Source organism: Nocardiopsis sp. NPDC057823, assembly GCF_042797335.1.
Taxonomy (GTDB): Bacteria; Actinomycetota; Actinomycetes; order Streptosporangiales; family Streptosporangiaceae; genus Nocardiopsis; species Nocardiopsis changdeensis.
Genome location: NZ_JBHVLR010000001.1, coordinates 893472 through 916766, shown reverse-complemented (window position 1 = coordinate 916766; position 23295 = coordinate 893472). Strand labels below are relative to the sequence as shown.

The following is a 23295-nucleotide window of genomic DNA, read 5'->3' as shown; positions in this document are numbered from 1 at the left end:
CCTGGGGAGGGACCTCGCTCGGACCGGCCGGTGCGGCGCCGCCGGGCTCGCCACGTGGAGGGGGCGTGACGAGCCCGGATGGCGGTACCGCCGCGACCAGGGTGAACTGGGGGAACGCATGGGGGTAGGGCTGTCTTCTGGAACCGGACGACCGGGGCGCAACCTGCCGCGCCGGGACGACCCCATCGGCTCGCTGACCGGCGGGCTGTGCGAGCGCCTGCGGCTGCGCCCGGGCCTGGGCGGCAGCATCCGCGGCGGGGGGGCGCGCGTCGACGCGCTGACCTTCGCCGCCACGGTGGAGCGGGCCGCCGCGGGGCTGAGCCAGCGGGGCCTGTGCCTGGGCGACGTGGTCGGCGTGCTGGCCCCGGTCTCGCCCGAGCGGTTCCTGGCCACCTACACCGTGATGGCGGTGGGCGGCCGGGCCCTGCCCCTGTCCCCCGCCTCCGATACCGACGTGCAGTGCGCGGCCCTGGCCGAGACCGACGCCCGCCTGCTGGTGGTGAGCGCCGACCTGGCGCCCGTGGCGCTGGAGCTGGCCGAGCGCTCGCGGGTGCGGCAGGTCATCGCGTTCGGCGACGCCCTGGGCACGACGCCCTTCGAGGACCTGCTGCGGCCCAGTCCGGACGGCACCGGGTACAGCCCTTCGCGGGGGCTGTTCGACAACGGCATCCTGGGCTATGAGGAGACCGGGGCGGGACTGCTGACGACGCTGTACCCGCACAGCGACCTGATGGCGCGGTTCGTCGCGCTGCGCGAGCACCTGTCGCTGACCGCCGAGGACGTGGTCGCCGTGGACGAGCGCGGTGAGGAGGCCACGCGGGCCGCGCTGGTGGCGCTGGCGCTGTGGACGGGGGCCTGTGTGATGACGGGGGCGGACTGCCCTGCTCCGGAGGGCCGCCGGGTGACGGTGCGCTGCGCCCCCGAGCCCGAGCGGATCGCCGCCCCGGGCCTGACCGCCTGACGCCGCCGCCCTCCGTCCCGACGGGGTTCGGGGCGGGGGTCCGGGGCCGTGCGCGGCGCCCGCGGGGCTCAGACGGTGTCGCCCGCCAGGGGGAGGCCCGGACGGGGGTCCTCGATCTCGAACCAGGCCACGTGGGTGGCCTCGCTCCAGTACTCGCCGCTGCGGGTGGCGCAGCTGTCGACGATGAGCTTGCCGCGGCCGAAGTCGTCGCCGTCCTCGCGGGTGTGGCCGCCCTCCCCCGCGCGCTCCCCCTGGTCCGCGATGGCGACGCGCAGCCGGGAGCCGTCGGAGCGGATGAACAGCGTCATGACCCCGCCGCTCTGTCCGGAGCGGGAGTGCAGCAGGGCGTTGGTGGCCAGTTCGCTGACGGCGAGCTCGGCGTCGTCCAGGACGGTCTCGGAGTGGCCCATGCGGGCGAGGAAGTCGCGTACGCGGGCGCGGACGGAGCGGACGGCGGTGAGGTTGCCCGCGCAGCTCCACACGGTGTGGTCGGTGGCGCCGCCGGTGAGGTCGCCGCCCTCGATGGGGGCGGGTTCCGCGTTCTCGGGTACCTCCGCGGGCACGTATTCCCGGAGTTGCCTCGCCTCAGCCATCCGGTCACTCCAATCACCCGCGTCGGGCGCGCGGGTTGCGCCGCCTGCACTCACCTTAGACAAGGGTGTGCCGAGTCCAGAACAGCACACCCGCCTTCACCCTGCCTGGGATTGGCCACAAAACCCCGTCACGTGTCCTCCCCGATGCAGACAAAGGAAACAGTGCGGGCCCCAGGGAGAGCCATGTGACATGCAACACGTTGGCAATGCCCGGGACGGGGTCCCGGAAGGCCCGCCGGACCTCCGGGGGATCCCGCACCGCCGCTCAGGCCTCGGCGACGGGGACGCGGGGACGCCGGGAGGTCATCGCCACCAGGACCAGCAGTCCGACGGCGGAGGTGCCGAACAGCAGGGCGCCCATCGGCACCGCCGTCGTCTCGTCCAGCCCCACCAGGGGCGCGACCACCGCGCCGAACAGCGGGGACAGCGCGCCCAGCAGCGCGCTGGCGCTGCCCGCCCGGCGCTCCTGCCCCTCCATGGCCAGGGCGAACGAGCCGGTGAGGATCATGCCCATGCAGGTCATGTAGACGAAGATCGGGACGACCAGGGCGACCAGCGGCCCCTGGAACACCGTCGCGGCCAGCAGCACCCCGGTGGCCAGCACGGCCACGGAGACGGCGGTGACCAGCAGGCGGCGTTCGCCGAAGCGCGGCGAGAACCGGCCCACCGCCCAGCTTCCGCCGATGATCGCGATCCCGTTGATGCCGAACAGCACCCCGAAGACCTGCGGGGACACCCCGTGCAGCTCCTGGTAGACGAAGGGCGTCCCGGCGACGTAGGCGAAGCTGCCGCCGTGCAGCAGCCCGGTGACCAGCGCGTACCCCAGGAACACGCGGTCGCGCAGCAGCCCGCCGATGCTGCGCAGGGTGCCCCGGACCGTGCCGGGGGTGCGCCGCTCCCGGGGCAGGGTCTCGGGCAGGCGCAGGGCGGTGACCGCGACGATGGCGACGCCCAGCAGCGCCAGGGCCCAGAACACGGTCTCCCACCCGGTGAAATCCGGCCACAGCAGGGCGCCGCCCGCCACCGGCGCCACCAGCGGGGCCACCGCGTTGATCACCATGAGCAGGGCGAAGAACCGGGTGAGCTCGTGCCCGTCGAACACGTCGCGCACGACCGCGCGGGAGAGCACCACCCCGGCCGAGGCGGTCAGCCCCTGGAGGAAGCGGCCGGCCACCAGCACGGCGATGTTCGGGGCCAGCGCGCACACGGCGGACGCCAGCACGAAGAGGCCCAGGGAGACCAGCAGCGGCCCGCGGCGGCCGTACGCGTCGCTGAGCGGGCCGACGATGAACTGGCCGGCCGCCAGCCCGACGAGGCAGGTGGTGAGGCTGAGCTGGACCTGCGAGGCCCCGGCGCCCAGGTCGGCGGAGATCTCCGGGAACGCGGGCAGGTACATGTCGATGTTGAGCGGCCCCAGCACGGCCAGGGCGGCCAGGAGGAAGGCCAGGGACAGGCGGGTGCGGCCGGTCGGGTTGCGCAGGGTCATCGGCGCTCTCTCGGGGTGCGGTGACGAAAAGCGCGATCGGCGCCCTTTGCAGGCTAACCGTGGCGGGACGCCGCGAAACCGCCTCCGCCCCCGTTCTGACACCGATGTGTGCGAAACCTCCGCGGCCGTCCGGCGGCCCCCGTCAGTCCCCGGCCTGGGCCTGGACGGCGGTGATGGCGACGGTGCTGACGATGTCCCGCACGGTCGCGCCCCGGGAGAGGTCGTTGACCGGGCGGCGCAGCCCCTGGAGCACCGGCCCCACCGCGACCGCGCCGGCGCTGCGCTGCACGCCCTTGTACAGGGTGTTGCCGGTGTTGAGGTCGGGGACGACGAACACCGTGGCGCGCCCGGCCACCCGGCTGTCGGGGAGCTTGGTGCGGGCCACCCCGGGGTCGACGGCCGCGTCGTACTGGATGGGGCCCTCCACCGGCAGGTCCAGTCGGCGTTCGCGGACCAGGTCGGTGGCGGTGCGCACCTTGTCCACGTCGGCGCCGCTGCCGGAGGCGCCGGTGGAGTAGGACAGCAGGGCCACCCGGGGGTCCACGCCGAAGCGGGCGGCGGTGTCGGCGGAGGCGGAGGCGATCTCCGCGAGCTGTTCGGCGGTGGGGTCGGGGACGACGGCGCAGTCGCCGTAGACGAGCACCCGGTCGGCCAGGCACATGAAGAACACGCTGGACACCAGCGAGGTGCGCAGGATCTCGAACGAGGGGCGGATGGTCTGGGCGGTGGTGTGGACCGCCCCGGACACCATGCCGTCGGCGTACCCCAGGTGGACCATGAGGGTGCCGAAGTAGGAGACCTCCCCGACGGTGTCGCGGGCCAGCTGCTCGGTGACGCCCTTGTGGGAGCGCAGCCGGGCGTACTCGGCGGCGAACTCGTCCCGCAGTGGCGACGCCTCCGGGTCGACCAGGTCGGCGGCGGCCACGTCCAGGCCCAGGTCCGCGGCGCGGGCCCGGATCTCGCGGGGGTCCCCGAGCAGGGTGAGGTCGGCGACGTCGCGGCGCAGCACCAGGTCGGCGGCGCGCAGCACCCGCTCCTCGGTGCCCTCGGCCAGGACGATGCGCCGCCGGTCGGCGCGGGCCCGGCCGAGCAGGGTGGACTCGAACATGAGCGGGGTGACGGTGTCGGTGCGGGCCACCTGGAGGCGTTCGAGCAGGGCGGGCCCGTCCACGCCGGAGTCGAAGGCGGCCACCGCGGACTCGATCTTGTGGTCGGGCAGGGGCGCGCCGCCGCCGCGGACGTCGGCGAGCAGGGTGGCGGCGGTGAAGGTGTCCAGGCCGGTGGCGATGACGGGGACCCGCACGTGCATCCCGGCGAGCAGCCGCCAGACGGGTTCGGGCATGTCGGCGTCGGTGTCGCCGGTGAGGAAGACCCCGGCGATCGCCGGGAAGTCCGGGGACAGGTGGGCGGCGATGAGCGCGGGCAGGACCGCGCCCGCCCGGTCGGCGGGGAGGATGACGGCGCTGTCGTCGCGCATCCGGTCCAGGATGTGCGGCAGGGACATGGCGGCGACGAGGATGCCCGACACCTCGCGGCCGGTGCGCTTGTCCTCCCCGAACAGCAGCCGCCCGCCGCAGGCCCGTTGCAGGTCGCGGACGGTGGGCACGGTGAGGCCCGGCACCTCGGGCAGCACCGACCAGGGCCCGGCGGCGCGCAGCGCCGCGACCCTGTCGGGGTCGACCCGGCCCACGACGGTGCCCAGGGGGGCGGCGTGCTCGCGGGCGAGTTCGGCCTCGGCGACCGCGGCGGCGCCGCGGACCTGCTCCTCGGAGAGGCCGCGGCCGGAGAGCACCAGCAGCACCGGGGTGCCCAGGTTGGCGGCGACACGGGCGTTGAACGCGAACTCGGTGGGGGTGGCCACGTCGGTGTAGTCGGTGCCGATGACGACGACGGCCGCGCACTTCGCGGCCAGCGCCCCGTAGGCGGCGACGATCTCGGACATGGCCTGTTCGGGGTCGTCGCGGACCCGGTCGTAGACCACGCCGGTGCACTCCTCGTAGGGCGCCGCGACCCCGAACCTGCGGCGGACCGTCTCGACCAGCGGGTCGCGCTCGCCCGCGCCCACCACCGGCCGGAACACGCCGAGGGTGTCGACGGTCCCCGCCAGCAGCTCGGCCAGGCCGAGCGCGACCGGGCGCTTGTCCCCCTCGGCGTCGCTGGACGCTATGTAGACACCGTGCACCGTCGCGGTCCCTTTCTCCCGGCGGTGTCGGCGGCCGCCGGTCAGAAGAGCACCGACATGACCTCTCCGACCTGTCGGAACCCGACCCGCCGGTAGGCGGCCCGGGCCGGGGTGTTGAAGTCGTTGACGTACAGGGTGACCCGCGGCGCGATCTCGGCCAGGGCGTGGCGCACGACGGCGGCCATGCCCGGCACCGAGTGGCCCTGCCCGCGCAGGTCGGGGTGTACCCACACGCCCTGGATCTGGCAGGCCTGCGGGGTGACCGCGCCGACCTCGGCCTTGAAGACGACCCGGCCGTCCTCGATGCGGGCGAAGGCGCGGCCGGTGCGCACCAGCTCCTCGATGCGGGCGCGGTACAGGGCGCCGCCGTCGCCGGAGTCCGGCGGGACGCCGACCTCCTCGGTGAACATGGCCACGCAGGCGGGTACGAGGATGTCGAGCTCGGTGCGCCGGACCCGGCGCACCAGCGGGTCGGCGGGCACGGCGGGCTCGCCGGAGATCTCCAGCACGGGCTGGCTGGCGCGGATGGCGCGGGCCGGCCCCCAGGCGGGGGTGACCTGCTGCCAGAAGTCGCTGACCGCGTCGACCGGGCCGACGATGGACGAGCAGCGCCTGCCCCGCCAGCGGGCGTGGTCGGCGAAGCTGCGGATCGCCGCGGGGCCCGCGTTGACGGGGACCAGGTTGGCCCCGGAGTAGCAGAGCGCGGTGAGGCGGCCGTGCTCGACGTGCCCCCACACCTCGGTCCCGTTGCCCGCGGAGATCCCCGCGGCCATCAGCCGGGAGGTGACGAACACGTTCCCCACCGGATCCATGTCCAGGAGGGCGCGCACGGCCTCCCTGTCCCGTTCGCCGAGAATCCTCACCGGTGAGGTCCGCAGCATCGCATCTCCCCCATCCGCCCGCCGTCGGCTCCGCGACCGCGGGATCAGGTCCGTTCGCGCTGATTCCAGCCTATTCCACGCTCACCCGGACGTCCCCGGGCGATCCACCAAAGGCTCGCTCTGCGCGGTGCGCGGGGACGGCTCGGGCCGGGCCTGGCAGACGGCGTCGGGCCCCTCGCCCCCCGTCCGCTCGGGGAGGGTGCCCTCCAGCAGGTAGTCGCGGGCGATCTCGTCGACGCAGACGTTGCCGGTGAGCGTCACCCCGTGGGTGAGTCCGCCCTCCTCGACGACCAGCGCCGACCCCGGCAGCCGGTCGCGCAGGGAGTAGGAGCCCTCCACGGGGGTGGCCCCGTCCCCGGTGGCGTGCACGATGAGCGCGTCGCCCCGGTAGGCGGGGTGCTCGTAGGCGCCGTCGCCGACCTGGAACCACTCCTCGACCTCGGCGTCCCAGGTGGCGCACGGAGCGTTGTACCAGATGTTGTGCCAGCCCATGAAGGGCGCGGCCGCGTGCACTCCTTCGGCGTCCTGGTGCCAGGTGTCCCAGTCCTTGGGCCAGGGGGCGTCCGTGCACTGGACCGCGAGGTAGCCGCCGTACCCGGTGTCGGTGTCGGCGTCGGGCTGCTCCCCGTAGGTGTCGAAGAGCTTCTTCAGGGCGGCGGGGTCGCCGTCGACGATGCGGTCGGACAGGGCGGCGGCCACGGTCGGCCAGGAGGCGCCGCTGTAGGCGACGACGATGACGGCGCTCTCCAGCTCGGTCGGCCCGACCACGCCGTCGACGGGCTCGGAGGCCAGCTCCGAGCGCAGCGTGTAGTACGCCTCCTCGACCGCGTCGGCGTCGGTGCCCAGGCCGTAGGCGGCGTCGTGGCGGGCGACCCAGCCGAAGAAGTCGCGGGCGGACCGGTCCAGGGCCAGGCTCTGGCGCAGGTTGCTCTCGTACCAGGGGGTGTCGGGGTCGACCACGCTGTCGAGGATGAGCGAGCGCACCCGGTCCGGGTACAGGGCGGAGTAGACGGTGCCCAGGTAGCTGCCGTAGGAGTAGCCGAGGTAGTCGATCCGCTCCAGGTCCAGGGCGGCCCGGATGGCGTCCATGTCGTGGGCGATGTCCTCGGTGCGCATGTGGTCCAGCAGCGGTCCGGTGTTCTGCGCGCAGGACCGGGCGTACTCCTCGGCGTCGGCCCGCAGCGCCTGCTCGGCCCCGGGGTCGGCGGGGACGCCGTCGGGGCGCGGCGGGGTGAAGTGTTCCGGGTCGCAGGTGATCCGCGGGGTGGAGGCGCCCACGCCGCGCGGGTCGAAGGCGACGACGTCGTAGACCTCGCGCAGTTCGGGCGACATGCGCAGGTGCGTGTAGGAGGCCCACCGGCGCCCGGCGCTGCCCGGCCCGCCCGGGTTGACCAGCAGGGTGTGCTCGGCGGCGCCGGTGGCGGGCACCCGGGACAGGGCGATCCGGACGGGGTCGCCGGGGCCGCGGCCGTTGTGCGCCATGGGGACGGTGAGCGTCGCGCACTCCAGGGTCTCGTCGCCCACGGGGTCGAGGTCCTCGCAGGGCCCCCAGCGCAGGGCCTTCTGGTCGATGCGCGTGGTCCCGGGCCGCTCCGGGGCGGGGGCCTGTGCCGCGGCGGGTGCCGGGGCCGCCACCAGGGAGGCCATGAGGACCCCCGACATCACGGTCAGAGACGGTGCTCGCACGTGTCCACTCCCTCACCCAGGCGTTGCGACCATATGCATTGTCCTTGTCACCATCAGTGACCATAGGAAACGACACGGCGGCTCACCTGGGGACGCGCCGGTACGATGTGACCGCCGGCATCAGAAGTGGACAAAGGGACACCATGCGTCTTGATCGTGTCGATGAGCGGATCATCGCGATCCTCGGCGCGGACGCGCGCATGAGCTTCGCGGAGATCGGCGGCCAGGTGGGGCTGAGCCCGTCCGCCGTCAAGCGGCGGGTGGACCGCCTGGTGGAGTCCGGCGCGGTGCGCGGGTTCACCGTCGTGGTGGAGCCCCAGGCCGTCGGCTGGACCACCGAGGCGTTCATCGAGCTGTACTGCCGGGCGCGCACCTCCCCCGGGGAGATCCGCACGGGCCTGTCCGCCTACCCCGAGATCACCTCGGCCTGCACGGTCACCGGCGAGGCCGACGCCATCGTCCAGGTGCGGGCGCGCGACACCCGGCACCTGGAGGAGGTCATCGAGCGTATCGGCGCCGAGCCCTTCGTGGTCCGCACCAAGAGCACCCTGGTGCTGTCCCGGCTGGTCGACCAGCCCATCCTGGCCGGAAGCGCCGAGAACCGGACCTGAGCACGGGGACCCGGAGGGGTGCGCCCATCCTCCGCCGGACCCGGACGGTACCCGGCGGGTCCTGTACGACCGCGGCGCCCCGGCCAGCGCCCGGCCGCGCCGGGCGCGGGGTACGGGCGGGCCGGGGCGGGGGCCGGGGCTCCGCTCAGCCGCCGTGGACGATCCGCCCGTCCAGGACGGTCAGCCGGTTGCGGGTGAGGTGGACGTCCTCCGGCGGGCCCGCGAAGGGGTTCCGGTCGGCGACGCACAGGTCGGCGGCCCTTCCCGCCTCCAGGAGGCCGGAGTCGGCGAACCCGAGCAGCCGGTGCGATCCGGCCGTGTACGCCTCCAGCGCCAGGGCCAGGGTCAGCGCCTCCCCCGCCTCCAGCGGCGGGGACGCCGTGTCGCCGGGCGAACGGCGGTTCACGGCGACGTGGACCGCCTGCCAGGGGTCGGGGGTGGACACCGGCCAGTCCGAGCCCATGGCCAGGTCCGCCCCGTCGGCGGCGAGCGAGCCGAAGGGGTACTGCCAGCGGGCGCGTTCGGGTCCCAGGAGCGGCAGCGTCAGCTCGGTCATCTGCTCCTCGACGCACGCCCACAGGGCCTGCATGTTGACCGTGACCCCCAGCTCCCGGAACCGGGGGACGTCGCGGGGGTCGACGACCTGGAGGTGGGCGAGGTGGTTGCGCACCCGGGCGCGGTGCCCGGGCGCCACGCGCCGGACCGCGTCGAGCGCCATGGTGACGGCGCGGTCGCCGATCGCGTGGAAGTGGGCGGCGATCCCGGCGGCGTTGAGCGCGGGCACGAGCGCGTCGAGCAGGTCCTGGCCGAAGTAGGCGAGGCCGCGTTCGGGGCCGCCGCAGGCGCAGGGCGACAGGTAGGGGTCGTGCAGGGCGGCGGTGCGGTTCTCGGCGACCCCGTCCACCATGATCTTGGCGGTGTCCAGGCGCAGACCCGGCCCGTCCCGGCGGGCGCGCAGGCCGGCCACGAAGTCGTCCACGCCGTCGGGGGCGAGCCCCCGCGGCACCCACACCGCGCCGGTCACCCGGGCGTGCAGGCTTCCTGCGGAGGCCAGGGCGGCGTAGGCGGGCGCGATGTCGGGGTACCCGGCGTACTCGCCGACGATCGCCTCGTGCCAGGCGGTCACCCCGAGCGAGAGCAGGTACTCCTGGGCGGCCAGCACACCGGCCTCGCACTCCGCCGCCGTCGTGGGCGGGACCACCCGTCCGACCAGGTCCATCGCCCCCTCGTGCAGGGTGCCCGACGGGGTGCCGTCGGCGTCCCGCTCGATGCGGCCGTCGGCGGGGTCGGGGGTGTCGGCGCCGACCCCGGCCAGGGCGAGGGCGCGGCTGTTGGCCCAGGCGCCGTGGTGGTCGGCGTTGATGACGAACACGGGCCGGTCGGGGACCACCGCGTCCAGCAGGTCCCGCGTGGGGGTGCCGCCGCTGAACAGCGCCATGCCCCAGCCGCCGCCCAGCACCCAGCCGCCGGGGGTGTCGGGGTGGGCGTCGGCGTAGGCGCGGATCGCGTCCAGGCAGTCCCGGGCGGTGGCGGCCCCGGTGAGGTCGCAGCGGGCGGCCTCCACCCCGCCGAAGCAGGCGTGGACGTGGGCGTCGGCGAAGCCCGGCGTCACCAGGCCGCCGGCGGCGTCGACCACCGCGGCGCCGGGACCGGCCGCGGCGCGGGCCTCCTCCTCGGTGCCGACGGCGGCGATCCGGCCGTCCCGGACGGCCAGGGCGGTGGCCTCCAGGAGGCGTCCGCCGGAGAACAGGACACCGTCGCGGATCAGGATGTTCGTCAAGTGCGGTCTCCTCGGGGGGTGGGGGCGGACGGGTCCGCTCAGGGGGCGCCGGCGGCCAGGCCGCGCAGCGCGATCGCGAGGCCGGCCTCGAAGGAGCGGAGCCTGCGCGGGTCGTCGGCGTCCCGGTGGGACAGGGCCGCGCCCAGGTGCGGCGCCCCGTCCGTGTCCCGCGGGTCGAAGGGCTCCGAGCCCAGGTCCACGGCGGCGCCGAGCACGTAGCCCTCCAGGAGGCCGAGGGCGGGCATGACCTCGTCCTCGGGCACGCCCATGCGGGCGATCGAGCGGGCGATCAGGTCGTAGTAGGCGAGCATCTCCGGCTGCCGGATCGGCTCGGAGACGAGCAGCGGGACGAGCTGCGGGACCCGGCTGAGGAAGTCGTAGTAGTCGAGGACGAGCAGTTCGAGCAGGCGCCGGGGATCGGGTTCGTCCCGGAGCCGCTCCAGCGCGGGCAGGAGGCGGTCGCGGCGGATGGCCTGGATGATCTCGGACTTGGAGCGGACGTGGTTGTAGAGCGAGGAGACCCGCACGCCCAGGTGCGCGGCGAGCCCGGCGACGGTGAAGTCGCCCTGCTCGCGGACGATCTCCAGGGCCGCGTGCGTGATGCGCTCGGGGCTCAGGAGGGGGGTGCGCGGTCGTCCCACGGCGGCCTCCTCGGGGGTGGTCGGGCCACATTAAACGAGCGCTGTTCGTTTTCACAAGGCCCGGAACCGCCCGGGCCGGGGGTTGCCGCGCGGGGCGCCGACCGGGAGTATGCGGATACCCGCGCTCCGGTGCCCGTCCGGTCGCAGGCCCGCCATGAGCGGCCCCGGAGGCCCCGCGGCCCCGCCGTCGAGGCACTCGTCGAGCGGCGCCGCGAACCCGGACCCGGCGGGCGGGAGGCCCCCGCCCGCACGCGGATCCTCGAGAGCCCCCTCCGGGCGCGGCCTTCGACCGGCCCACCGCACGGAGCAGGCGGAACGACGACGAAGGGGAGGCCGATGGAGGACGTCACGCTCGACGGCGAGCTGGTGCGCGGGCTGCTGAAGGAGCAGCACCCGGACCTGGCGGGGCTGGAGCTGGAGCTGGTCGACGGCGGCTGGGACAACCGGATGTGGCGGCTCGGCGAGGACCTGGCGGTGCGCCTGCCGCGCACGCCGCGTGCGTCCTCCCTGCTCCGGAAGGAGCACCGCTGGCTGCCGCTGCTGGCGCCCCGCCTGCCCCTGCCGGTGCCGGTGCCGGTCCGGGTCGGCGAGCCCACCGTGCGCTTCCCCGACACGTGGTCCGTCGCCGCCTGGGTCCCGGGCGGCCCGGGCGACCGGTCGCCGATCACCCGCGGCCCGCACGCCGCCGGGGCCCTGGCCGGCTTCCTGTCCGCCCTCCACCGCCGGGCCCCCGACGACGCGCCGCTCGGTGCCGACCGCGGCGTCCCCCTGGAGTGCCTCGCCGAGGCGGCCGAGCGGGGCCTGGACGCCATGGACCCCGGCGGCGGCACCGACCGGCTCCGCCGGGTGTGGGACGACGCGCTGGCGGCCCCCGCCTGGGACCGGCCGCCGGTGTGGATCCACGGCGACCTGCACCCGGCCAACACCGTCATAGCGGACGGCACCCTGGCGGGGGTGATCGACTTCGGCGACATGTGCGCTGGAGACCCGGCGACCGACCTCTCGGCGGCCTGGCTCCTGCTGCCCGCGGGCGCGGACGCGGCGTTCTTCTCCGCGTACGCCCGCGCCGACCCGGCCACCGTCCGCCGCGCCCGGGGGTGGGCGCTGCTGCGCGCCCTCGACCTCATCGCCATCGGCCGCGCCGGCGACCGGGGCCTCCCCGGAGGCAAGCCCACCTGGCGTCCCGCCGGAGAAGCCGCCCTCTCCCGCCTGCCCGCCGGACCCGGAACGGGCGGTTCGTAACGTTATGAGTATGCTCGTCGGCGCACGGTGACCCGCCCGCCTCACGGCCGGTCCGTCCCCAGCCCCGAGGAGTGCCGTTGAGCTACGACGTCGTCGCCCTGGTGGCCGCCGAACCCGACGAGCAGGCGGTCGCCCGGGCCCTCCGGCGCGTCGACCCCGAGCTGTTCCTGCACCGGTACCGGGACGACACCGACCTCCTCCAGATCAAGGACGCCGACGGCCGCCTCCTGGCCACCTTCGAACCCGGGCTCCGTGTGGAGAACCGGGACGAGGTCGACCGCCTCCTCGGCTCCGACCTCGCCGCGAACCTGCCCGCCCCCTGCTGGTGGGTCGAGATCCGCTCCCGCCCCGACGAGGCGGGACGGAAGGCGGCGCACGACCTCGCCGACGGCCTGGTGCTGCGGCTCGGCGGCGCGGTGTGGACCTCGGGGAGGGCCGACGCCGGCCTGTGGGAGGAGACGGAGCACCCGGCGGCGGAACGCTCCGCGGACCGCGCCCTCCTGGTCGTCCAGGACCGGCCGGTGGTGCCGTTCTCCTCCTGGCTCGCCGACGCCGTCGCCACCTGGGCCCGGCAGCGGACGCTCCACGTGCTCACCCCGTCCGCCTCACGGCTGACCTACGCAACACGGACCCTCCTGGCCTCGGCGCTGGGGCGCTGGGTGGTGCGCGACGACTCCGGCGCCTGCCACGACGGCCTCACCGGCCTGCCGGTGCACTGGGACGACACCCACGGTTTCCTGTCCGAGAAGGAACCGGTCGGCCTGGGGTGGGCCGCCGGGGAACCGGACGTCCGCCCGGTTCCGGGGTTCGTGGAGCGGGCGTCCTCCCTCACCGGGACCCGACTCGTGCTGGACGCCTCCGTCGTGCACAGCGATCCGTTCACCCCGGCCCTGGGCCGTGCGGTCGAGATCGCGACCGAGCACCTGGCCCGCACCGCCCCCGCCGGGTGGGGACCCCACGAACCCGCGCTCCGCCGCTGGGACCGGGAGCGGCTGACCGCCTTCGCGCGGCGGCGCGGCCCGCGTTCGGCCATCCTCCATTTCGCGGGGCCGCACGGGAGCGGCCACCCGTTCTCGGGGCAGCTCCGCGTCTCCTGGCGGGGCAGGGAGGTCATGGAGCGGATCTCCCTCATGATCGATTTCGCGGACGAGGAGGCCGTTCCGTTCGACGCGCTTCCGTCCCTGGTGGCGGCCCTGGCGGAGGAAGGGGCCCTGGAAGGCCTGCGCGTCCGCCGCACCCCGGGATCCGGCGACGGGCTGTACGCGCCGGTGTGGTCGGGGCCCGCGCTGCCGGTCGGCGTGGCCGTCGGAGCGGAGCGGCTGGAGCGCATCGGGCGGCGCCGAGCCCAGGCGGGCCCGATCAAGGGGACCCTCCTCGGCTCCGGCGGTCGGGCGGCGGCCTGGTACCCGGTGCTGGGGGACGTGGACTCACCCCAGGACACCCTGGCCCTCGCGGAGAAGCAGCTGGCCTACCTGGAGTCCGCCACCCGCTGAAGCGAACACGAGTGACCGTCCCGGGGGTCGTCCGACAACCTGCCCGATCTCGATGGCATTGTTGAAATAGTTCTTGGGTCAAGAGGGGCGAAGCGATCGGTAAAGTTGAGCGTCTGGCGAAGAGGATCAATGAAATCGAATGGGGACATCGACCGGACCGCACCCGGTCCAGGGTCGCCTTGATGCGCGAGTACCTGCGCAGATCCGCCCTGTGGTCCCTGGAGCTCAATACAGGAAAGTGGCCTTTCTTTGATGCCGCATCTTATGTTGCACCAGACGTGAAGGTGGACCTATCAGCGATCAGTTCCATCACAAGGGATCCTGACAATGACCGACTCACGAAAGAGACGTGCGCCTGGGCTCTGCACATGGCAGCCGTCGAAGAGTCGGGAACACCTCTTCCCGATTTGCCGAACATGTTCGAACCACTGATTATCATGTATGAACGCGGCGGCGAATTTTCCCTGTCTACCACGAAAACCATCGATGTGGATCTCGTCGGCGTTCCTCTCGGGAACATCCTTCTATACGCCAAGAGCAAAGCGAGGATCTCCATGGAAAAATCCCTCCTTGATGAGCTTGACAAATAACTCGTAATGAGCCCTGCGCGAGGATACCCCCACTGGTCTTCGAGGTTCAGGATGCCACTCGCAATGGAGCCTGAACACAACAGAAGTGTTCTCCCCGAGTCCTGCCCCATCAAGGTCCCCGACATCGGCGCCGGCCGTACTATCTTTCATTCGAACCTAAGGACTGTCCCGTTGCTGCTGATCACAGTGGGATGCTCTTGATGTGGCTAGTGTGATCACGGCATCGGAGCGGTCCTGGACAGCCCCCGTTCACTGGGCTGAGCCCACACTGCTTCGGCAAGTTGGTACCCCACGTGCACCACGGGACCGCGGACGAATCGCAGCGAGGTCGAGGCCGGAGGCCCTTCAGGCCGATGCCCCGGGTGTGAAGCGTTGCCGATGGACGACCAGGTGCTGGTGGGCAGCGGAGCAGGTGCCGTGACGGGTCAGGGGGTGAGGGCGTACTCGGTGAAGTGGCCGCTGACGGTGAACCCGAGGCGGTGGTAGACGGGTTCCCCGTCGGCGGATGCCTGCAGCACCGCGGTCCCGTAGCCCGCGTCGCGGGCGGTGCGCAGGGCGGCCGCGGTGATGGCGCCGCCATAGCCGCGGCGGCGGTCGGCGGCGAGGGTGGCGATGTTGTAGATCCCGGCGACGCCCGCGTGCAGGAAGACCTCGGCCGAGCAGACGGGCCTGCCGTCGACGTAGCCGACCAGGTAGCGGGCGGGGCAGTCGTCGGCAAGCGCCCGGTCGGCGGTGTCGGCGAAGAACCGGCGCACCGTGGCGGCGGGCGGGTCCCAGTTCGCGGCGAGGACCGTGGCGTAGTCGGCGAACTGTTCCGGGGTGGTGGCCGGGCGGATCGCCAGGCCGTCGGCGTGCGCGTCGGGGAGCGGGCCGCGCAGGTCCTTCCACATACCCGCCTCCGTTTCCGACGCCTCCAGGCCGGCGGACCGAAGATGCCCGGCGAGATCGCCCGGCGTGGAGGCGGGGCCCACCCACCAGGAGAACGGGCGACCGGCGGCGGCCAGTGTCCGGGCCGTCTCCGCGACGCGGGCCGGGGCGGCGCCCGGGGTGAAGCGGGCCCTCGCGACGATGTTGAAGGTGTCGTCGTCGAGACCGCTGTCGGCGATCAGCAGGTCGTCGGTCTCGGTCACGGACGCGCCCTTGAGGGTTCGGTGCAGGTGGCAGGCGTGCTCGGCGAGATTCAGCTCCATCGCGAGCGGAAGGTCGGAGGCATTGACGGACGGGATGCGCACGGGGTTCATGATGATCCATCCCAGCATGGCGTCCGGGGTGCTCGCAGGTCCTTTTTCCGTACCTGGGAACGGGCCGCCCACGGGCTGTCCGCTGGATCACGGGACATGTCGGCAGCGACGACACGGTGTCCCGGGTCGGGCGGCCAGTGGGTGAGCCCCGTGCCTCGCGCCTCGCACCCAGGACGCCACCGTGACCGCACAACCCGTTCCGGACACAGGTACGGCGAACAGCGTCGTCTCGTTCCTTCCGGCCACCCGGCCGGCCCCCGCTGCCCGTCGGATCGGCTCTGACAGGTCGGACACGATTACGGGACAACCCTTAGGAGGGATATTGTCGAGAGCCGAGTTCATCGAGGTTTCAGCCACCCCCAACGAAGTCGCCTCTACGTTGCGCGGGTTTCCGGAAACGGTACGAGAATGGAGCAATGCCCCTGAAACGTTTGAATTTCGCGTTGCATCCGGAGACGAACACGTCGGAGACGTCGATGTTCACGTCGAAGAGGTTTCATCCGGTCCGTACAGCACGGCCATAGATGTGTTCTCGGCAACCTGGTCGGACAACCCTGAAAAAATCCAGTTCATCTTCGACCTGGTTGCCAAGAGGACAAGATGGGAGATCGCCTCCCGTTTTGACGAGAACGACCGCCCACTTGTCCACAGACCTCGACTGGACTGATGCCCTGGGCTCCCAGGAATCCCGCATGACATTTTGGAGATGCCCATCCCAGAGAGGGTTCATTGTCAAGAACAGAGTTCATCTGGGTTTCAGCCGACCTCGAGGAAGTTGTGGATACGATCCGAAACTTCCCCGAATCGAGCTCGGAACAAGAAGTGACCGAAGGAGAGTTCCGGTTCTCCTTTGAAAGGATGGACGAACAAGTCGGAAACCTCACGGTCGGAGTCGAAGCAGATCCGAGCGAAGATTATTCCACCGTGATAGATGTCGAACAGGCCAGGTGGAGCGACGCACCAGAGAAAGTCCAGTTCTTTTTCGATCTCCTGGCGGAAAGAACGACCTGGGAGATCGCCTCGCGGTTCGATGACGATGACCGTCCGCAAGTACACAGACCTCTTTCCCGATGATTTTTTCGAAGATCGCCGGATTCCGAAAGGACCATGTTCTTGCTGGTGATGGCACCGGAGGCCACCGCCGCGTGGACAATGGGTGGCCGAACAAATCAAGGGCTCGAATCCCCGGAACACGACCTACCGCATGCAGGGACTTCTCACTTCCCAGAAAAAACGTAGGGCGACATCCATCCGGAGTGATCATCATGGCACTTCTTCGACCCGCACGCGGAGTAGTCGCTTCGTGGGAGTGGCTTCAGGAGACCCCGGGTGGCCGGGACCTGGCCCTCGGCGTCTCCACGGCGGTGAAGGCCGCCCGGGTTCTCGGCGCGAAAAAATTGATGGAGGTCAGGCGCATAGAGATATCCTGGGACCGAAAAGGCAAGGGCCCGATCGGCCTCGGCTCCACGATATCCATTCCGCCGGGCGGGCAGCTCGAAGCGGATGAACTGGCCGCCCGCATAGCCGACAGCCAGCCGAGAGCCCACCCGGAATCAAGGGCGTATCGGATATACATGACGGGCCCGGGAGCCTGGATCGATGAGCAAGGGAGCGAGAAGTGGGAGCCCAGGCTTGTCGACTTCGCGGTCGACGTCCAGATATTCGGTGTCACCGGAGTCCTCGGCGTCATTCATGACATCTGGTCCTGGTATGATTTTTCGGGCGATCCCCATCCGCTGATCCATCAGAATAATGCGCCGCGACTGGCCGCCGCCATAAAAGAGATCGAAGATTCGATCGGAGTCGAGGTGGAGCCGGGCGAGCCGACGTTCTACGCAGAGCCCGAACGGTACGGGATCAAGTACTACCCTCCGAACGAGGAGGGCAAAGGATTCAACGCGGCCGGACTGAAATAAGACTCCTTTGGAGCTGCGCCGCGAACTCGTCCCTGAGCCGTTCATCTCGGAGCGATGCCGCTTCCGCACAGCGGAGGCGGGCGGCCGCGGGCGGCGGAAACACCGACCGCTCTCCGGCCCCGCGTACTCCGCGTGGACGCGGTGGCTCGGAGAAGCCCCGGCGCGTGTTTTCCGAGGGTGGGGCTTGCTGTGAGCGTTCCGGTAAGGGGCCCGAAGGACCACGGGAGCCCCCGACGGGCATTGGTGGTGGCGGGTCGCGGTCGCGGGGTGAGCCGGGCGGCGCTCAGAGGAGGGTTCCGAGGTGGCGGCGGACGAACGGCTCCAAGCGGGCGTGGGTGTCGTCGTGCTCGGCGGCCTGGACGATCTCGGCGGCGACGGCCAGCTGCGCCAGGCGGCCGGACGGGGTGTCCAGCAGCCCCGCGAACTCCGCGCGCACGCGGCGGGCGAGGTCCGGTACCGGCAGGGCGTAGGCGTGCAGGAGGGCGGCGTCGAACCCTGCCGGGGCGGCGCCCCAGCCCTCCCAGTCGATGATGCGCAGCGGTGCGGCCGTGAGGTTGGCCCAGTGCAGGTCTCCGTGGGCGGTCTCCCAGTGCCGGACGGTCAGGTCCTCCGCCGCGAACTCGGGCAGGATGTCCGGAACGCGGTGGACGTATCCCTGGTCGATGACCGTGCGCTCGGGGTGTGCGGGGACCCCGCGGATCGAGGCCACCGCCTCGGCCAGGTCCGCCCACCACTGTTCGGACAGGTCCGGGGCCTGGAGCAGCACCGGCTCCGGTGACAGCGGCGGCGAGGGCAGCCGCTCGTACAGGTGGGCCTGCACCGCCCACCGGTCGTCGTCCTCCCCGTCCCAGGCGGCCTCGGCCAGCAGCGCCGGGCGCGGGACGCGTTCGTCGAAGAGGTACGCCGCCAGCGCCGGCCCCTCCCACACCGCCCCCTCCGACCGGGGCGCGCACCAGATCCGCAGCCAGCCGGGTTCCCCGTCGGCCGTGGTGACCGGCCCGCTGCGGGTGTGCCCGCCGGACCCCGGGTACGGGGTCGCGGTGTCCGGGCGGGCGCCCAGGTGGTGGGCGACGCGCGACCAGTGGGAGTCCAGGTCGGGAAGCGACGGGATCAGCAGGGACACGGTTCTCCTTCGCGGGTGGACGGCGGTGGCACGGGGCGTTGACTCCCCCGCCGCGCCATCCTGCCCTCTCGGGCCCCGCCCCGGGGCCGGTTCCCCCGAACACGTCCGAACGATCCGGCTTCCCCACCGGATGTGCGACCCGCACCAGAGGCCCGAGCCCCGGAGCCCCCGCGGCGGGGCCCCGGGGAGCAACGGCCCTCCCGGCCGGTCAGGCGGTCTTCACCGGTGCACTGCTGCGACCGCGGCTCCGGCCGCTGAGTTCGGCGTCGAGCGTCTTCTGTGCCTCGCGCATGCCCGCGACGTGGACGGGGTCCTCCAGGCGCTCCCACACCTGCTCCTCGGTGACGTCCTCGACGTGGGCGGTCACCCACCAGATATCGCCGAAGGGGTCCCTGACCCGGCATCCGCGCCGGCCGAAGGGGTTGTCCATCACAGGGGTGACCACCCGGCCGCCGAGCGCCACGGCCCGCGCGCAGGCCTCGTCCGCGTCGGGCACGAACACGCGCAGAAGACCGGGCATGGCGGGCCGGTCCTCGCGCCGGTCGAAGGCCGGCACGACCGTGTCTCCGACGCGGATCTCCGCGTGGCCCACCAGGCCGTCCTCGGTGAGCACCCGTCCGATCTCCTCGCCGCCGAACGCCCCGGTGACGAACCGCGGAGGGCCGCCGTGTCCTCGGTGACGATCCAGGGGGCAACGGTCGTGTAGCCCTCGGGGGTGGCGCCGGTCTGCTCGGGCATCGCGTCCCTCTCACTTCGGTCTGCGTGGTTCACGGTGGCGATGCCAGGAGGCGTCCAGGCCGACTCCTGTCCTAGATCACGCGGGAATCCGAGCGGCGGCCCGCCGACTTCGGCGCGTGCCCCCGGCGAGGCGCCGGGGCCGGGGTGAGAAGGTGTCCGACAACGGAGAAACCCGCGGAGCAAGGAGTGACATGTCCGTTTTCGATGTCGAGATCGGCGCCCTCGACGGCGGTTCCGCCGACCTGTCCCAGTACCGGGGCCGGGCCGTGCTGGTCGTCAACGTCGCGTCCCGGTGCGGGCTGACGCCGCAGTACGCGGCCCTGGAGAACCTGCAGAAGCAGTACGGGGAGCGCGGGTTCACCGTGCTCGGGGTCCCCTGCAACCAGTTCATGGGCCAGGAGCCGGGCACCTCCGAGGAGATCGCGCAGTTCTGTTCGACCACCTACGGCGTCACCTTCCCGATGACGGAGAAGGTCGACGTGAACGGCGACGGGCGGCACCCCCTGTACGGGGAGCTGGTCTCCGCGGCCGACGCCGAGGGCCACACCGGCGACATCCGGTGGAACTTCGAGAAGTTCCTCATCGCGCCGGACGGCACCGTCGCCGCGCGCTTCGCTCCGCAGACGGAGCCGGAGTCCGAGGACGTCGTCAAGGCCGTCGAGGCCGTGCTGCCCGCCTGAGCACCGCACCCCGCTCCGCCTCGGTTCCGCCGCCGTCTCGGCGCCGGAACCGAGGCGGGCGGGACGGCGGAACCGCCGCCCGGGGCGTGCCCCGTGGCCGGAGCCGTGGCCACTTCCGGCATCCGGCCCCGGCCCCCTGGAACCGCCGGGGACGCCCCGGTAGCGTCGTGCCATGAGAGCCGCGGTGCACGATCGGTACGGTCCCCCCGACGTGGTGCGGCTCGGGGAGGTCCCCGCCCCGGAGCCCGGTGACGGCGACCTGCTGGTCCGCGTGCACGCGACCACGGTGAACCGGACGGACTGCGCCTACCGGGCCGCCCGCCCCTTCTTCGTTCGCGGCTTCACCGGCCTGACGCGTCCGCGCCGGCGCGTGCTGGGGACGGAGTACGCGGGGGTGGTCGAGGAGGTCGGGGCGTCGGTCACCGGCTTCTCCCCCGGCAACCGCGTCTTCGGATACAACGAGGGGCCCTTCGGCGCTCACGCGGAGTACCTGGCGGTCCCTGCCTCGGGGATGGTCGCGGAGATCCCGGACGGGGTGCCCTTCGCCACGGCGGCCTGCGCGACCGAGGGCGCGCACTACGCGCTGGCGGCGGCCCGCTGGCTCCGCGTCGTGGAGGGCGAGCGGGTGCTCGTCCACGGGGCGACGGGGGCGATCGGGTCGGCCGCGGTGCAGCTGCTGAAGGCCCTGGGTGCCGAGGTGACCGCGACGGCTCCGACCGCGCACGTGGACACGGTCCGGAACCTGGGCGCGGACCGGGTCGTCGACTTCGAGACCGAGGACTTCACCGCGGGCGGTCGGACCTACGACGTCGTCCTCGACGCGGTCGGCAAGAGCACGTACGGGCGGTGCCGGCGGCTGCTCACGCCCCGGGGCCGGTTTGCTTCGTGCGACGTGGGCCCGTACTGGCAGAACGCGGTGCTGGCGCTGACGACCCCCTGGCTGCCAGGGCGGACGGTGCGGTTCCCGGTCCCCTCGGAGGACCAGGAGATGGCCCGGTGGTTCGCGGACCTGTTGGCGACCGGGCAGTTCCGGCCGCTGATCGACCGGCACTACCCGCTGGAGCGGATCGTGGAGGCGTACCGGTTCGTGGAGACGGGGCGCAAGCTCGGGAACGTCGTGATCGACGTCGTGGAGCCGTGAACGGGGCGTGGTGTAGCGGGAGGGACCGTCGCGGAAAGGCCCGTTGCGGAAAGCCGGGTCCCGGCGGCCCCCGGTGGCGGGGGCGACGCCCAGGGGCCCGGGGTGTTCGGGTCCTCCCCTTCCGGGGCGCACGGAGAGTCCTCGCGCCGGGAGTCCCCGCCTAGGGGGTCCTCGTGCAAGGGGTTCTCACGCAGGGCGACCTCGCGCAGGGAGGCGGCGAGGCCGTGGGCGGTGTCGCGCAGGCTCGGCCGCCGGGTGGCGCCGTCCAGCCGACGGGCCGCCTCGGCGAGCATCCGTTCGACGCGCGTCGAGGCCACGTTCCCGAGGCGCGGCAGCACCTCGTGGACCAGCACCTCCTCAGCCTCGCTCCAGGCCCGCGCGCGGGCCAGCGCCCACAGCAGGCTCGCGTGGGCGACGAACACGGCGCGCGCGTACCCCGGGCGGTCGGTGGCGGCGGCGAACCGCTCGACGGCCCCGGCCCGGTCCCCGGTGTCCGCGTGGATCATGGCGTGGTGCCAGGCGATCTCCGCCTCGTTCACCCACCAGGACCAGGCCGGGTCCCCATCCCGCGGCCCGTCCAGGTGGCGGCTGTGCGTCAGGCGGATCAGGTCCAGGGCGCGCATCCGTTCGCCCAGCTGCCCCGCGGCCCGCGCCGCCCGCAGTGTGAACAGGGTGCGCACACTGCCCCGGGTCTGCGGCGTCACCGCGTCACAGATGTCCGCGGCCTCGGCCGGCCGGTGGACGTGCACGTCCTGCATGGCGAGCTGGGCGAGCGCGAAGTGCTCCATCGAACGGTCGCCGGCGGCGCGCGCCAGCCGCAGCGCCTCCAGGCTCATCCGCCGGGAGAAGCGCTGGTGCTCGGCGTCGTAGGCGATCCAGCCGGCGACCTGATGGGCCTCGGCCGCGGCGGCGAGCAGGTCCCGGTCGGCTCCGGATCCGGCCCTCGGGCCGGGTTCGGGACCGCGGTCGGGGCCGGAGTCGGACCCGGGACGGGGCTCGGTTCCGGACCTGGATCCGATCCCCGACCGGGCCTCGGACCCGAGGCGCACCGCACGGCGCGCGGCCGCGGCCGCCGAGACTGCGGCCGGGACCAGGTGCCGGGCGCCGGTGCGGGTGTCCAGGGCGATGAGGCGGGCGGTGGCGGCGCGTGTCCTCGCCGCCGGGTCCCGGTCGTCCTCTCCCAGGGGGGAGGACCGGTGACCTCCGCTGCGGCGGGGGTTCGGGTAGGGGGCCATGCCCCCATTGTCCCCGGGCGCCCCTCGCCCCTCCCGCCGGCGGTCAGACCGCCGGGATCCCGGTCCGGGTGAGCTGCTCGGAGACCTTCCAGACCCGCTCGGCCTCCTGCGGGCTGCGCAGGGGCGGGTAGAGCCTCTGCGCGGCGGGCCGTCCGCCGAGGTTCCCGGGACCGCTGGGGCCGTAGAGCACGGCGGGCTCGGCCGCGGGGTCGGTCGCGGCCATGAGTGCGGGGAGCTTCGCGGTCTCGACGGTGCCGAGGAGGATGCCGCGGGCGGACAGGAACCGGATCAGGTGCACACCCAGGGTGTCCCGGTCGCGGCCGACCTCGGGGCGCGCGGCGAGCAGGCTGGTCGGGGCGACGCCGGGGTGGGACAGGTTGCTGGTGATGCCCCACCCGTGGATCCGGCTGCGCCGCTCCAGTTCCAGGCCGAAGAGCCCGAACGCGATCTTCGACTGGGCGTAGGCGCGCATGCCGTCGTACGAGCGCTCCCAGTTCAGATCGTCCCAGTTGATGGCGCCCCGCCGTGCGGCCACGCTGATCTGCGAGGTGACGCGGGCGCGGCCGGCGCGCAGCAGGGGGAGGAGGTGGCCGACGAGCGCGAAGTGGCCGAGGTGGTTGGTGCCGAACTGGAGCTCGAACCCGTCCGCCGTGGTCTGCCGGTCGGGCGGGGTCATCACGCCCGCGTTGTTGATGAGGATGTGGATCGGCCGGCCCTCGCCGCGGAGCGTCTCCCCGAGGGCGGCGACCGAGTCGAGCGAGGACAGGTCGAGGGAGCGCAGGGAGACCCGGGCGTCCGGGTTGCCGCGGCGGATCCCGGCGACGGCGTCCTCGCCCTTGCGGGTGTTGCGGACGGGCAGGAGGACCTCCGCGCCGGCCGCGGCCAGGCGTTCGGCCATTCCCAGTCCCATGCCGTCGCTCGCCCCGGTGACGAGGGCGAGTTTCCCGGTCAGGTCGGGCACGGTGATGTCGATGGTTCGGCGGGGCATGGTTCGGCTCCTCGGGTCGTGATGGTTCCACGATCGGCGAAGGCGGAGGCCTCATCCAGGGACTCCCGATCCGGGGCTCACGCGGTC

General features: G+C 73.0%; 22 protein-coding genes and 1 pseudogene. 11 read left to right on the top strand and 12 right to left on the bottom strand.

The window, feature by feature from the left end; translation table 11 throughout:
- Positions 1-118 precede the first annotated feature (118 nt).
- Entirely contained in the window at positions 119-961 is an 843-nt protein-coding gene (locus ACFVNO_RS04205) for an AMP-binding protein (protein WP_220559380.1), read from the top strand.
- Positions 962-1029: 68 nt separating this feature from the next.
- Here the strand turns inward: ACFVNO_RS04205 and ACFVNO_RS04200 are convergent, their stop codons facing one another.
- The 5 genes from ACFVNO_RS04200 to ACFVNO_RS04180 form a co-directional block, all read right to left on the bottom strand.
- The gene (locus ACFVNO_RS04200) at positions 1030-1554 is read right to left on the bottom strand and encodes an ATP-binding protein (protein WP_355262329.1); all 525 of its coding nucleotides are present in this window, start codon (positions 1552-1554) and stop codon (positions 1030-1032) included.
- Positions 1555-1819: 265 nt separating this feature from the next.
- Positions 1820-3040: a multidrug effflux MFS transporter gene (locus ACFVNO_RS04195; RefSeq protein ID WP_220559378.1), complete on the bottom strand. Its 1221-nt coding sequence runs from the start codon at positions 3038-3040 to the stop codon at positions 1820-1822.
- Between the two features lie 142 nt (positions 3041-3182).
- Positions 3183-5222 (bottom strand): phosphate acetyltransferase, encoded by a 2040-nt coding sequence (pta, locus tag ACFVNO_RS04190; RefSeq protein ID WP_378889115.1) that lies wholly within the window; start codon positions 5220-5222, stop codon positions 3183-3185.
- A 41-nt stretch (positions 5223-5263) separates the two neighbouring features.
- Complete coding sequence (locus tag ACFVNO_RS04185; RefSeq protein WP_220559376.1) at positions 5264-6103, bottom strand: GNAT family N-acetyltransferase; 840 nt, start codon at positions 6101-6103, stop codon at positions 5264-5266.
- 81 nt (positions 6104-6184) lie between these two features.
- Positions 6185-7765, bottom strand: coding sequence for an alpha/beta fold hydrolase (locus ACFVNO_RS04180; RefSeq protein ID WP_355262456.1), 1581 nt, complete (start codon positions 7763-7765; stop codon positions 6185-6187).
- A 167-nt stretch (positions 7766-7932) separates the two neighbouring features.
- Here ACFVNO_RS04180 and ACFVNO_RS04175 point away from each other — a divergent pair, with 167 nt between their 5' ends.
- On the top strand, positions 7933-8400 hold the full coding sequence (locus tag ACFVNO_RS04175; protein ID WP_220559375.1) for an Lrp/AsnC family transcriptional regulator: 468 nt from the start codon (positions 7933-7935) through the stop codon (positions 8398-8400).
- 145 nt (positions 8401-8545) lie between these two features.
- On the opposite strand, the gene ACFVNO_RS04170 is transcribed toward ACFVNO_RS04175, so the two are convergent.
- A complete protein-coding gene (locus ACFVNO_RS04170; protein WP_378889110.1) occupies positions 8546-10180 on the bottom strand; it encodes an amidohydrolase in 1635 nt (544 codons plus the stop codon).
- 38 nt (positions 10181-10218) lie between these two features.
- The gene (locus tag ACFVNO_RS04165; protein WP_355262342.1) at positions 10219-10821 is read right to left on the bottom strand and encodes a TetR/AcrR family transcriptional regulator; all 603 of its coding nucleotides are present in this window, start codon (positions 10819-10821) and stop codon (positions 10219-10221) included.
- A 336-nt stretch (positions 10822-11157) separates the two neighbouring features.
- Here ACFVNO_RS04165 and ACFVNO_RS04160 point away from each other — a divergent pair, with 336 nt between their 5' ends.
- From ACFVNO_RS04160 to ACFVNO_RS04145, 4 genes and pseudogenes are all read left to right on the top strand, one after another.
- A complete protein-coding gene (locus ACFVNO_RS04160; protein ID WP_378889107.1) occupies positions 11158-12063 on the top strand; it encodes an aminoglycoside phosphotransferase family protein in 906 nt (301 codons plus the stop codon).
- 77 nt (positions 12064-12140) lie between these two features.
- The gene (locus tag ACFVNO_RS04155; protein ID WP_378889104.1) at positions 12141-13556 is read left to right on the top strand and encodes a DUF6177 family protein; all 1416 of its coding nucleotides are present in this window, start codon (positions 12141-12143) and stop codon (positions 13554-13556) included.
- Positions 13557-13738: 182 nt separating this feature from the next.
- Complete coding sequence (locus ACFVNO_RS04150) at positions 13739-14146, top strand: hypothetical protein (RefSeq protein ID WP_378889101.1); 408 nt, start codon at positions 13739-13741, stop codon at positions 14144-14146.
- A 202-nt stretch (positions 14147-14348) separates the two neighbouring features.
- Positions 14349-14478, top strand: a pseudogene (locus tag ACFVNO_RS04145) (IS5/IS1182 family transposase); the annotation flags it as partial.
- Between the two features lie 93 nt (positions 14479-14571).
- Here the strand turns inward: ACFVNO_RS04145 and ACFVNO_RS04140 are convergent.
- A complete protein-coding gene (locus tag ACFVNO_RS04140; RefSeq protein ID WP_378889098.1) occupies positions 14572-15405 on the bottom strand; it encodes a GNAT family N-acetyltransferase in 834 nt (277 codons plus the stop codon).
- A gap of 163 nt (positions 15406-15568) precedes the next feature.
- Between ACFVNO_RS04140 and ACFVNO_RS04135 the strand changes: the two genes are divergently transcribed.
- The 3 genes from ACFVNO_RS04135 to ACFVNO_RS04125 all read left to right on the top strand — a co-directional run bounded on the left by ACFVNO_RS04135 (position 15569) and on the right by ACFVNO_RS04125 (position 17303).
- The gene (locus tag ACFVNO_RS04135) at positions 15569-16054 is read left to right on the top strand and encodes a hypothetical protein (protein ID WP_378889095.1); all 486 of its coding nucleotides are present in this window, start codon (positions 15569-15571) and stop codon (positions 16052-16054) included.
- A 62-nt stretch (positions 16055-16116) separates the two neighbouring features.
- Positions 16117-16461, top strand: a complete 345-nt coding sequence (locus tag ACFVNO_RS04130; RefSeq protein WP_378889092.1) for a hypothetical protein — start codon at positions 16117-16119, stop codon at positions 16459-16461.
- Positions 16462-16643: 182 nt separating this feature from the next.
- Positions 16644-17303, top strand: a complete 660-nt coding sequence (locus tag ACFVNO_RS04125) for a hypothetical protein (protein WP_378889089.1) — start codon at positions 16644-16646, stop codon at positions 17301-17303.
- A gap of 283 nt (positions 17304-17586) precedes the next feature.
- Here the strand turns inward: ACFVNO_RS04125 and ACFVNO_RS04120 are convergent, their stop codons facing one another.
- Together ACFVNO_RS04120 and ACFVNO_RS04115 are read right to left on the bottom strand one after the other, a co-directional pair.
- A complete protein-coding gene (locus tag ACFVNO_RS04120) occupies positions 17587-18426 on the bottom strand; it encodes a phosphotransferase (protein WP_378889086.1) in 840 nt (279 codons plus the stop codon).
- A gap of 208 nt (positions 18427-18634) precedes the next feature.
- Positions 18635-19039, bottom strand: a complete 405-nt coding sequence (locus tag ACFVNO_RS04115; RefSeq protein WP_378889083.1) for a VOC family protein — start codon at positions 19037-19039, stop codon at positions 18635-18637.
- Positions 19040-19355: 316 nt separating this feature from the next.
- On the opposite strand from ACFVNO_RS04115, the gene ACFVNO_RS04110 reads away from it, so the two are divergent.
- Positions 19356-19844 (top strand): glutathione peroxidase, encoded by a 489-nt coding sequence (locus ACFVNO_RS04110; RefSeq protein WP_220565245.1) that lies wholly within the window; start codon positions 19356-19358, stop codon positions 19842-19844.
- 172 nt (positions 19845-20016) lie between these two features.
- A complete protein-coding gene (locus tag ACFVNO_RS04105; RefSeq protein ID WP_378889080.1) occupies positions 20017-20985 on the top strand; it encodes an NAD(P)-dependent alcohol dehydrogenase in 969 nt (322 codons plus the stop codon).
- Here the strand turns inward: ACFVNO_RS04105 and ACFVNO_RS04100 are convergent.
- Together ACFVNO_RS04100 and ACFVNO_RS04095 are read right to left on the bottom strand one after the other, a co-directional pair.
- Positions 20895-22220, bottom strand: coding sequence for a hypothetical protein (locus tag ACFVNO_RS04100; protein WP_378889077.1), 1326 nt, complete (start codon positions 22218-22220; stop codon positions 20895-20897). The two genes, ACFVNO_RS04105 and ACFVNO_RS04100, sit on opposite strands and share 91 nt — an antisense overlap.
- A gap of 43 nt (positions 22221-22263) precedes the next feature.
- Positions 22264-23208 (bottom strand): SDR family oxidoreductase, encoded by a 945-nt coding sequence (locus ACFVNO_RS04095; RefSeq protein WP_378889074.1) that lies wholly within the window; start codon positions 23206-23208, stop codon positions 22264-22266.
- Positions 23209-23295 lie beyond the last annotated feature (87 nt).